This is a genomic window from Thiohalophilus sp. (genome assembly GCF_031581315.1).
Classification (GTDB): Bacteria; Pseudomonadota; Gammaproteobacteria; order UBA6429; family Thiohalophilaceae; genus Thiohalophilus.
Window position 1 is genome coordinate 1 of sequence record NZ_JAVLAZ010000027.1, and the last position, 7,747, is coordinate 7,747.

Consider the following 7,747-nt stretch of genomic DNA (forward strand, 5'->3'; position numbering starts at 1 on the left):
TAAACATGCTATTGAGTTTGCGTCGAGAATCGACGGGTGTCAAGCGCGAGCCACAATCAGATTTTCTGGAAAATAACGCAGAGGACGCGGAGGCGCAGAGACGCGGAGAAAACAAATAATTTATTTTGGTAACTCTGATTTACCAGGACTTTTTCAATTGTTCCTCTGAGTTGTCACCAGGCATTTCATTTGTCCAATGTGGCTGTATCCAGCCATTCAACTGACTATAAATTTTATCGACAACGAAAGTCGAAAAAACAAATCAGTTTACATCTCTGCGACTCCGCGCCTCCGCGTCCTCTGCGTTTCTTTCCCAGAGCAATTGAGCAATGTCAGCGGACGTAGATGTATTTCCAGTCGACGCCGGTGGCGTCGCGCAGGCGTTTGAGGATGCCGTCGGTGGGCACGGCCTCGTGGGGATAGATGTTGTAGAGCTCGATGAACGCCCGGGCAAAGGCGCCGGTTTTACGCCAGTTGAGTTCGGTGGCATGACTTTCGGCACCGCATGCGGGACAGACATAACGGTGGTTTTGCGGATCGGCCTGCCAGCCGTCGATGATGTCGGCCCAGTCCTCTTCCCGGTGGCGACACTGGCGACAATGGACCTGCACCTGTTGCGGGCCGCCGCGAAACTGCAACTGTTCGCTATAGCGGATACCGGCATGACAGAACTGTTCGGAATCGGGCGCCTCCGGTTCAAATTCCACTGCCGGTGAACAGCCGAGAAAACTGATGTGCTGCAAAAAAGTATGGCCCGCCTGATAGCGTTCGCCGGAAAGTTCCTCAAGCGCGTCGCCGATCAGCCCGGCCTGTTGAAGGAGTCCGACCAGAGCGGACGGGTCGTCCGGGCGGTAATCGGGATCCACGGGATAGAGCAACAACGAGGGCAGGGAGGAAGACATCAAAATACCTGAATCAAACCGGAGCGTCAGTATACCAGCCCCGCCAGGGCAATTAACCCCATGAATTGTCATGTATCCCCTGGATTTGAGGGGCGATTCCGCGACCACAAAATGCTAGAATTGAATATTGAACTCGTAGTGACAACGAATGGTATTGGTAATGAGCGGAAAAGAATATTCCAAAGAAGAGCAGATCCTGCAGATGATGCGCAAGGTGTTGACCGATGTGGCCAAGGACACCTATACCAAGCCCGGACTCAAGCATCCGCTGTCGGAAGAAACCATTATTTCGATTCGCGACTGTCTCGGACTGATATCCACCCGCGAGAAGGAACTGGCCGAGGAAGCCGGGCGTCCGAGCAAGAAGCGCCCGCGTTATATCGACGAGCCACAGGATTCGGTGGTCATTCCGCTGGATATGACCGGGCTGAAGAAAAACAAATCCTCCGATCCCGACGCCAAATAACCGCTACTCCAGCTCTTCCCAGCGCACAAAGCAGTCTTCCAGTTCGGCGTTGATCTGATCCAGCCGCTGCAGGGTGGTGGCAATGGTGTCACGCTCCTGCTGATAAAAAGCCGGGTCACTGATCTCCTCCTGCAGCTGCTGCTGTTCCTGCTCCAGCTGCTCGATCTTCTGCGGCAAGGCCTTGAGTTCCTGTTGCTCCCGATAACCAAGTTTGCGGTTGGTGACCTGCGATGCAGGCGTTTCGGGCGCGGGCATCACCTCGTTACTGGCGGCATCCCCGGCCGTGCTGCTCCGGGAAATTAGCGGGTGCTGCTGGCGATAGCGATACCAGTCGTGATAGCCGCCGACATATTCATTCACCACGCCTTCATCCTCGAACACCAGTACGCTGGTGACCACATTATCGAGGAAGGTCCGATCATGGCTGACCACAATCAGCGTACCATCATAGTTCAGCAACAGATCTTCGAGCAGCTCAAGGGTTTCCACATCAAGATCGTTGGTCGGCTCGTCCAGCACCAGCAGATTGGCCGGCTGGGTGAACAGCTTGGCCAGTAACAGGCGGTTACGTTCGCCGCCCGAGAGACTTCTGACCGGCGCATGCACTTGTTTGACCGGAAACAGGAATTCACGCAGATAACCGATGGCATGACGCTTGCGCCCCTGCACCTCGACCATCTCGCTGCCTTCGTTGAGATTGTCCAGCACCGATTTTTGCGGATCAAGAATCGCCCGGTGCTGATCGAAATAGGCCGTTTCCAGTTTGGTGCCGAGGCGCACCCGGCCGCTGTCCGGTTTAACCTCGCCAAGCAACACACGGATCAGGGTACTTTTGCCAACGCCGTTGGGGCCGATGATGCCGATACGATCACCGCGCATGATGCGGGTGGAAAAATCCTTCAGAATCGGCTTGCCGTCATAGGCGAAATTGACATGCTCCACCTCCGCAACCAGTTTGCCGGAGGTCTCCGCTTCGTCCAGGTTAAGCCGAACCTGGCCCTGCCCCTCGCGGCGCTGACGAACCTCGTCACGCATCTGCTGCAGGGCCCGCACCCGACCCATGTTACGAGTGCGCCGGGCCTTGATGCCCTTGCGAATCCAGGCTTCCTCTTCGGCCAGTTTCTTGTCCTGCCGGGCGCGCTGTTTTTCCTCAGCCTCCAGCAGCTGTTCCTTTTTCTCCAGATAATGCTGGTAATCGCCGGGCCAGGAGGTAAGCTTGCCGCGATCCAGCTGGACGATGCGGGTGGCCAGACTCTGCAGAAAACTACGATCATGGGTAATGAACACCAGACAGCCCGGATAGCCGAGCAGGAACTGCTCCAGCCAGGTGATACCCTCGATATCCAGGTGGTTGGTCGGCTCATCCAGTAATAACAGATCCGGTTCACTGACCAGGGCGCGGGCCATCAGCACGCGCCGCTTCATGCCGCCGGAGAGCGTCGCCAGTGGGGCCTGTTCGGGCAGATCCATTTTACTGATGGCGGAAGCCACTCGCTGCTCCAGTCGCCAGCCATCCACCGCTTCGAGCTGATGTTGCAGTTCGCTCAGCCGTTCAACCTGCCTGGGGGAATCATCGAACTGTTGCAGCGCCTGGTGATAGGCGGTCAGTAACTCCCCCGCCTCTTGCAGCCCGCCGGCCACGATCTCGAAGACGGTCTGCCCGGCCTCCTGCGGCACATCCTGGTGCAGATGGGCGATGCGCAGCGTGTCCGGGTGCCAGATTTCTCCGTCGTCGGGGTGGATATCACCGTTGAGCAGGTGCATAAGGGTCGATTTGCCCGAGCCGTTGCGCCCGACCAGACAGACCCGCTCGCCCCGTTCGAGCTGCAACTCGACGTGATCCAGCAATGGCTGCTCGCCAAAGCTGAGGCTCACATTCTTGAAGGTCAAAATAGGCGGCATCGACATCATCATCGGTTGGAAGGGCGGGCAGTATAACGTATTCGCCGGCACCGATCAGGGCGCTTCCGCCCTCTGCGCGATTGAGCTAGAATTGCCCTCCCCTTTATAAACGGTTCCGCTGCTATGGATGAACACGAGTCTGCACAATTACGTGACAAGCTGCAGACCCTGGTGTCCGAACATCGGGATCTCGATGATGTCATCAATCGCCTGGCGCAGGATCCCACCATTGATCAGCTGCAGCTGACCCGCATGAAAAAGCGCAAGCTGCAGCTCAAGGATATGATTGCCCGGGTACGCAGCCGCCTGATTCCCGATATGGAAGCCTGATTCGTTTGCCGCCGGCTTGCACCGGCTGATCCGGCAGGATAAAGTTATTTGCAGGTATTCAAACCCGGATCACAACATGGCCAGCGAGCCGGTCGGTGACAAACGCGATCATGCCCGTTTTGCCCTGGCACTGGATGTCAGGGTGACATTCGAGCATGACAGCTTCATTCTCAAAACCCGCGATATCAGCGATGGCGGCGTATTCCTGTCGGTCGAAGAGGAAGCCCTCACCCTGCCACCGCTGGGCAGCCGGGTCAGCCTGCAGGTCCAGACCCCGCTTCAGGACGATGAGCCCGCGCCGGTCGTCGAGGGCGAAGTGGTCCGTCGCACCGATGAGGGTATCGGGATCCGGTTCCTGGAAGACGACTGACCGACACTGCCCGCCTTTTAAATCCGTTATTCGCTGAATCGAGATCTGACATGACACAAACACCCCCGGATGCTGAAGTATTGATCGCCACCGGCTGCGCCCACTGTCCGACTGTGCTGCAGGCGCTAACCGATCTGATCAAGGAAGGTCTGCTGCGCGAGTTACGCGTGAGTAACATTGTGGCTGATCCCGGCCGGGCTCAGGAACTGGGGGTACGCACCACCCCCTGGGCCCGCATCGGCCCGTTTACCCTGGCGGGCAACTATTCGCCGAAGGAGTTGCGCCACTGGGCCGAGCAGGCCGGCAGTGAAGCGGGTATTGCCGATTACATCCGCAGCCATCTCAAAGAGGGCGAATTGCAGACCATCGAGACGTTTTTGCGCCAGCAGCCCGAGTGGCTCAAGGTAATCATCGGTCTGCTGGAACAGGACGATCTGGAGATCCAGGTCCGCCTCGGTCTGGATGCGGTACTTGAGTCACTGGCCGGCAGTGACGAGTTGAAACAACTGGCGCCGGAGTTTGCCCGCCTGTCGGAAAATGACAATGCCCAGATCCGGGGCGACGCCACTCATTACCTGGCCCTGACCGGTGACCCCGACGTCCGCCCCCAGCTGGAAAAACGGCTGGAGGACGACTCCCCCGATATTCGCGAGATTGCCCGCGAGGGGCTTGAGCAGCTGGAACAAACGCAGACCTAGTCGAGATCACCGCGCAACAGCTGGTACATCTCGTTGAGCTGCGCATCGGCGTCGTGCCGCGCTTGCTCGGCCAGCTCCGGCGATAAACCGACCACCGACCAGCTGGCGGGGTCCAGCCGTTGCTCCTGCTCCGCCTCCGATCGGCGTTCCTCCTCCGACGGTGTGGAGAGGCCGTTGGCCAGATGCACGATCGCCGCCTGCTGCGGATATTGTTGCGCATGGCGGGGCTGATGGTGATGGGCGATACATTCGACCAGTAATGACGGCAATTGCCAGTGCTCGGCCAGGGCGCCGCCCAGTTCTGCATGGTCGAAGCCGAATTCACGCCGCTCGCCCAGATAAAACGGTGTGGCGCCGTTTTGGGCTTGAGTGTGCTCCAGTGCCCGGCGCGCGTACTCGGGATAGCGGCTGAACATGACCAGCCGACCAATATCATGCAGCAGGCCGGCCACGAACAGGCTGTCCGGCTCGCGCAACCGAACCCGGGTCGCCAGATGCCGGGCCAGTAACCCGCAATGAATGCTGTGCCGCCAGAAGGCCTCCAGCGAACCCAGCTCCTCCGGGATGCCTTCGAACGCCTGCACCACCGAGGTGGCCAGAATCAGATCCCGTACCCGGCGCGTTCCAATCACGGTGACCGCTCGCGAGACCGTGTCGATCTCGTGACTCAAACCGTAATAGACACTATTGGCCATGCGCAGCAGGCGCACGGTCAGGCCGGGATCCTGGGCGATGACTTCGCCAATCGCCTGCATCGGACAGCTGGGATCGTCCACCATGCGATTGACCCGCACGAAGACCCCCGGCAGGGTCACCACCTCGTTGGTCTGCCGGACGACCTCGTTCAGGGAGAGCGTATTTGTCATAACAACAACAAATTACCACATAAACGTCAAGGAAATAAACCAGACTTATTCGTCACTCACCAGGCGCTGAAGCGCCGCCTCCAGATCGGCCTGTTCAATGGGAAACGGCAACGCGGCGTGAATGGGAAAACGCGCCGCCACCCGCTCGAACTGGTGCAGATATTCCTGTTCATAAAACACGATCACCCGGGTCTCGGGCATGCGCTGAACGACCGCCATCAGGGTTTCCAGACTGCTGGTTCGATCCCGAAAATCCGACTGAAAATTGAATTCGGTAACAATCACCTGCGGCCGGGATTTTTTTAACACCCTGGCTGCCTTGCGTACCGAGTCGGTGGTCTCCACCTGATAGCCATACTGGCGATACAGCGGGGCAAAATCGGGATAACCGCCCAGCTCGACGATCGCCAGCAGTTCACGTGAATTCTGTGTGGAAATGGCGGGACTCCCTTGAAATACAGGCCAAAAACCGCATGTATACTAGCATACTGCCTATGAGTTATTGAGCCGTTGCCGCTCAGCCAGTATGCTTGTCGACCTTTCACAATCGCCATGCAGCCCGGCTCATTAGCGGGCTGTGCGTTATTCAATCATATCGGTGCACAAGGTGGGGACTATGCCGTATTACGTATACAAAATGAACGAAGGACTCAATTCGATGGTCAGAAACCTCGAATGTCTGGACGAGTTTGAATCCTTCAAGGATGCCAAGAATCTTGCTCGCGACCGGCGCAGCGAGCAGAGCGAGGGGGACGAGGCCATCTACAAGGTCATCTTTGCCGCCAATCAGCTGGCGGCCGAAGAGATGCTCACCGAAAAACGGGAAGAACCGATCCTGCGCGAGTGGGAAAAGTAACGGTCTGAACCGCCGGACTTTACGTGGAAGAAGACGAATACAGATCCACTTACCACGAGATCAACGAACGCCGTTGTATCTTCGAAAAGTCCATTAACTCCCGTCGCAGTACCTGCGAGCATGGACGCCGCTTTAATCTTGCCGATCGCGAAGGGGTCGCCTGCAGTTCCGAAGCCGGCAACGCCCGTTGCCAGGTCTTTATCGACCTCATACGAAAAAACGCCAGCTTCGCCCTGCAACAGCTGCACATCGATGGCCCGCTGCCGCATGCCAAGGAAGTCAAGGTACAGACCGGCGGCCTGCTGGGATTACAGGCCCAGCTCTACCCGGATAAAAAAGATGCCGGGCAAGTGGAGAACATCGCCGGGATTCTGCGCGATGCGCAGGATCGCTACGGAGATTTTGAACATCTCCCCTTTACTGAGCTGGTCAAGACCATCGTCCGCTTCGAAGGGCGTAACAAACGCCGTCGCGGCCGGCGTTAAGTTTGAACGCTGAACAGTATCCCCGGCATTATTCCCCGATCAGGGCAACCACCGAAAACACCGAACACACTGAAAAAAGCGACCCACAATTGGCCGGGGCTGTATCAGTAATGTCGGGAGATTAATGCACGGCACGTTGAATCACGCCGACACAAGAGCACAGGCCACCGGACTTTGCCGGAACCTATCGGGGTTCAGTCGTCGCTGCTGGCGGACTTGCTGTCGTTAAACCAGTCGTAGGCGCAATCGAGATGTGCGCGAATTCGCACTATGCCATCGATACCGTCGTCGACCATAACTTTCAGAGGACTGCGGTTCTGGAACTGCTTGTTACGTTGTTTCATCCACAGGGCCCCCATCGACGGATTATGCGGATAGGTCGTGCGTAATGCATCGACGATACCAACGATATGCTCCAGCCGTTCGTCCACTTCATTGGTTTGCGGAAACGGCGTATCTTCGCGATAGCGACGCAACGCCCGGGTTGGAGTTTTCGGCGGCAGATTCAGCAGGTCCACCTGTTGCTGGGCGGTCATGCCCCAGCTGTCGAGAACCGACATAATAACGCGGGTCAGCTCAACCCGTTCTATGGAACTCAGCTTGCCTGTGTGAACTTCACTCATGATAACCCTGTCTGGTATACCGGATTGCGTATAACCCAGTTTAATTTGTCATTCGCCATTGTACAATAAACCGCATTGGCAGTGCTGCCTTGAAACAGAGCGAAACAGTCAATGTCGTGGATTAAAGCCTGAAAAACCTGAAGAATGACGCGGGATATAACCCGTTCCGGTGACAGGTCTGCGACCTATCAGAGTTTGATAAACGGTAACGAATAATCGAAGTTCATCATCTGCTGCTCCCCAAGGGCG

General features: G+C 57.2%; 11 protein-coding genes and 1 pseudogene. 6 read left to right on the top strand and 6 right to left on the bottom strand.

All coding sequences use genetic code 11. The annotated features are described in order from the left end of the window. Window positions 1–332: 332 nt before the first annotated feature. Window positions 333–902 carry a hypothetical protein gene (locus RI563_RS05670; protein ID WP_310693389.1) on the bottom strand — a complete coding sequence of 190 codons (570 nt, stop codon included), beginning with the start codon at window positions 900–902 and terminating at the stop codon, window positions 333–335. Between the two features lie 160 nt (window positions 903–1,062). Here RI563_RS05670 and RI563_RS05675 point away from each other — a divergent pair, with 160 nt between their 5' ends. Beyond that, window positions 1,063–1,368, top strand: a complete 306-nt coding sequence (locus RI563_RS05675; RefSeq protein WP_310693390.1) for a segregation and condensation protein A — start codon at window positions 1,063–1,065, stop codon at window positions 1,366–1,368. A gap of 3 nt (window positions 1,369–1,371) precedes the next feature. Here RI563_RS05675 and RI563_RS13450 read toward each other — a convergent pair whose 3' ends face one another. Both RI563_RS13450 and RI563_RS05680 read right to left on the bottom strand, forming a co-directional pair. Next, window positions 1,372–1,623 carry a hypothetical protein gene (locus RI563_RS13450; RefSeq protein WP_411293566.1) on the bottom strand — a complete coding sequence of 84 codons (252 nt, stop codon included), beginning with the start codon at window positions 1,621–1,623 and terminating at the stop codon, window positions 1,372–1,374. A gap of 138 nt (window positions 1,624–1,761) precedes the next feature. Further along, window positions 1,762–3,282: pseudogene (locus tag RI563_RS05680) on the bottom strand (ATP-binding cassette domain-containing protein); the annotation flags it as partial. A gap of 111 nt (window positions 3,283–3,393) precedes the next feature. On the opposite strand from RI563_RS05680, the gene RI563_RS05685 reads away from it, so the two are divergent. The 3 genes from RI563_RS05685 to RI563_RS05695 all read left to right on the top strand — a co-directional run bounded on the left by RI563_RS05685 (window position 3,394) and on the right by RI563_RS05695 (window position 4,668). After that, the gene (locus RI563_RS05685) at window positions 3,394–3,600 is read left to right on the top strand and encodes a YdcH family protein (protein ID WP_310693392.1); all 207 of its coding nucleotides are present in this window, start codon (window positions 3,394–3,396) and stop codon (window positions 3,598–3,600) included. A gap of 76 nt (window positions 3,601–3,676) precedes the next feature. Continuing rightward, window positions 3,677–3,970, top strand: coding sequence for a PilZ domain-containing protein (locus RI563_RS05690; RefSeq protein WP_310693393.1), 294 nt, complete (start codon window positions 3,677–3,679; stop codon window positions 3,968–3,970). A gap of 50 nt (window positions 3,971–4,020) precedes the next feature. Then, window positions 4,021–4,668, top strand: a complete 648-nt coding sequence (locus RI563_RS05695) for a thioredoxin family protein (protein ID WP_310693394.1) — start codon at window positions 4,021–4,023, stop codon at window positions 4,666–4,668. On the opposite strand, the gene RI563_RS05700 is transcribed toward RI563_RS05695, so the two are convergent. Both RI563_RS05700 and RI563_RS05705 read right to left on the bottom strand, forming a co-directional pair. Further along, complete coding sequence (locus tag RI563_RS05700; RefSeq protein ID WP_310693395.1) at window positions 4,665–5,534, bottom strand: HDOD domain-containing protein; 870 nt, start codon at window positions 5,532–5,534, stop codon at window positions 4,665–4,667. The genes RI563_RS05695 and RI563_RS05700 overlap by 4 nt on opposite strands. Before the next feature lie 45 nt (window positions 5,535–5,579). Next, on the bottom strand, window positions 5,580–5,879 hold the full coding sequence (locus tag RI563_RS05705; RefSeq protein WP_310693396.1) for a hypothetical protein: 300 nt from the start codon (window positions 5,877–5,879) through the stop codon (window positions 5,580–5,582). 271 nt (window positions 5,880–6,150) lie between these two features. Between RI563_RS05705 and RI563_RS05710 the strand changes: the two genes are divergently transcribed. Next, entirely contained in the window at window positions 6,151–6,390 is a 240-nt protein-coding gene (locus RI563_RS05710; RefSeq protein ID WP_310693397.1) for a hypothetical protein, read from the top strand. 23 nt (window positions 6,391–6,413) lie between these two features. Next, window positions 6,414–6,875 (top strand): hypothetical protein, encoded by a 462-nt coding sequence (locus RI563_RS05715; protein WP_310693398.1) that lies wholly within the window; start codon window positions 6,414–6,416, stop codon window positions 6,873–6,875. 194 nt (window positions 6,876–7,069) lie between these two features. Here the strand turns inward: RI563_RS05715 and RI563_RS05720 are convergent, their stop codons facing one another. Next, on the bottom strand, window positions 7,070–7,498 hold the full coding sequence (locus tag RI563_RS05720) for a DUF2384 domain-containing protein (RefSeq protein WP_310693399.1): 429 nt from the start codon (window positions 7,496–7,498) through the stop codon (window positions 7,070–7,072). Window positions 7,499–7,747: the final 249 nt, after the last annotated feature.

What these genes read in the sequence shown, in the direction of transcription:
- RI563_RS13450 (WP_411293566.1), bottom strand. Translation starts at nt 1,623, where the DNA reads ATGCCCGCGCCCGAAACGCCTGCATCGCAGGTCACCAACCGCAAACTT.
- RI563_RS05690 (WP_310693393.1), top strand. Translation starts at nt 3,677, where the DNA reads ATGGCCAGCGAGCCGGTCGGTGACAAACGCGATCATGCCCGTTTTGCC.
- RI563_RS05720 (WP_310693399.1), bottom strand. Translation starts at nt 7,498, where the DNA reads ATGAGTGAAGTTCACACAGGCAAGCTGAGTTCCATAGAACGGGTTGAG.
- RI563_RS05670 (WP_310693389.1), bottom strand. Translation starts at nt 902, where the DNA reads ATGTCTTCCTCCCTGCCCTCGTTGTTGCTCTATCCCGTGGATCCCGAT.
- RI563_RS05695 (WP_310693394.1), top strand. Translation starts at nt 4,021, where the DNA reads ATGACACAAACACCCCCGGATGCTGAAGTATTGATCGCCACCGGCTGC.
- RI563_RS05675 (WP_310693390.1), top strand. Translation starts at nt 1,063, where the DNA reads ATGAGCGGAAAAGAATATTCCAAAGAAGAGCAGATCCTGCAGATGATG.
- RI563_RS05685 (WP_310693392.1), top strand. Translation starts at nt 3,394, where the DNA reads ATGGATGAACACGAGTCTGCACAATTACGTGACAAGCTGCAGACCCTG.
- RI563_RS05710 (WP_310693397.1), top strand. Translation starts at nt 6,151, where the DNA reads ATGCCGTATTACGTATACAAAATGAACGAAGGACTCAATTCGATGGTC.
- RI563_RS05700 (WP_310693395.1), bottom strand. Translation starts at nt 5,534, where the DNA reads ATGACAAATACGCTCTCCCTGAACGAGGTCGTCCGGCAGACCAACGAG.